Origin of the sequence: Paenibacillus glycanilyticus NBRC 16618, assembly GCF_004000805.1 — a bacterium.
Classification (GTDB): Bacteria; Bacillota; Bacilli; order Paenibacillales; family Paenibacillaceae; genus Pristimantibacillus; species Pristimantibacillus glycanilyticus.
Genome location: NZ_BILY01000087.1, coordinates 1 through 1,402 on the forward strand (window position 1 = coordinate 1; position 1,402 = coordinate 1,402).

Annotated in this window: 1 protein-coding gene; it reads right to left on the reverse strand. The window is 46.5% G+C overall.

Annotated features, from left to right (window positions below; genetic code table 11):
* Positions 1 to 105: 105 nt before the first annotated feature.
* Positions 106 to 1,296 (reverse strand): IS256 family transposase, encoded by a 1,191-nt coding sequence (locus tag PGL01S_RS30645; protein ID WP_127499532.1) that lies wholly within the window; start codon positions 1,294 to 1,296, stop codon positions 106 to 108.
* Between the last annotated feature and the right edge of the window lie 106 nt (positions 1,297 to 1,402).

Consider the following 1,402-nt stretch of genomic DNA (forward strand, 5'->3'; position numbering starts at 1 on the left):
TAGCGTCAAGAAGTTTGTGTAGTAGGGATTTCCATCGGGACGATGGAAATGAATATTTAGCTGTTGACCTTCTAGAGGGCAAAGCCCAAGCGAAGGCGCGGGAACTCATTCTTCTTTAAATGAATTGTTTGCGTAACGCTCACTGTACATGGCTTCAAACGCAGCTCTGGTACCAGGATCACTAAAACCACGAACGGCTCTACCACACCAATTCTCGTTGTAATCAATGGTTTGTAAGTAAATAATCTTCTCTGCAGCTTCAATGTTAGTTAGGCTGTTCATTGGTTTTAGCCGCTTTCGCAGTTCTTTGTTCATGCGCTCGATCGGATTCGTCGTGTAGATCGCATTCCGGATTAATGACGGGTACTTGTAGAATGTAAGCAAAGTTGGAAGCTGCTCTTCCCACGACTTCACTTCCTTTGGATACCGCTTGCTCCATGTACTTTTGAAGCCATCAAACACAGCCAGGGCAACATCCCTATCCATAGCGGTGTAGACTTGTTTCAGGTCGCTCAGAAACGCCGTCTTATCCGCCATACGGATTTTTGGGAAAGTAGCACGGACTTTGTGGACGACACAATGCTGAACATCAGCCATTGGGTAGATCTCACGAAAAGCGTCTTCCAGACCAGGTAGGCCATCAAATACGCCGAGCAATACATCTGTGGCACCACGCTTCTTAAGGTCTTTGAGTACCTCGCGCCAACCGTTTGAGCTTTCGTGACCGCCAACGTAGAAGCCGAGGATTTGACGAATTCCTTTCTCATCAATTCCCATCACTAAGTACACGGCTTCGCTGCTTACCGTGTTACGTTTGAGTTTGACGTAGAGACCATCCAAGTAGAGGACGGAGTAGCGTTTCTCCAGGGGGCGTGTTTGCCACTCTTCAATGTCCTCCATAACCGTTTGTGTAATGTTACTGACCGTTGTTGGAGAGTAGTGTGTGCCAAACATACTTTCGATGAACTTAGCCACCTCGCGCGTACTCATACCACCTTTGTACATGTGAATAATGGCCTCCTCTAACCATCCTTCTCTGCGTTGGTATGGCTCGAAAAGTTGCGTCTGGAAGGTCCCTTTACGGTCACGTGGAACCCGAAGTGCGTTAATGGTGCCATAGCGCGTCTGGAACGAACGCTTGTAATGTCCGTTTCGGCTATTGGATGAAGTCGGTTTTTCAATGGTCATGTAATTCTTAATTTCTTCTTGAAGGAGCAGTTCAAGCTTTTCTTGGAGCAGCTTAGTAACAGTATTTTCAAGTAGATTATGAAAGGCATTTTCGGGTATATTAGTCATCGAGTAGGGTCCTCCTCTTGGTGATGTCGCAATCCCGAGGATACCCTACTTTTTTGCGTTCTGGAAAGACTCCAGATCTTGGTACACAGACTATTTTACGTCATCC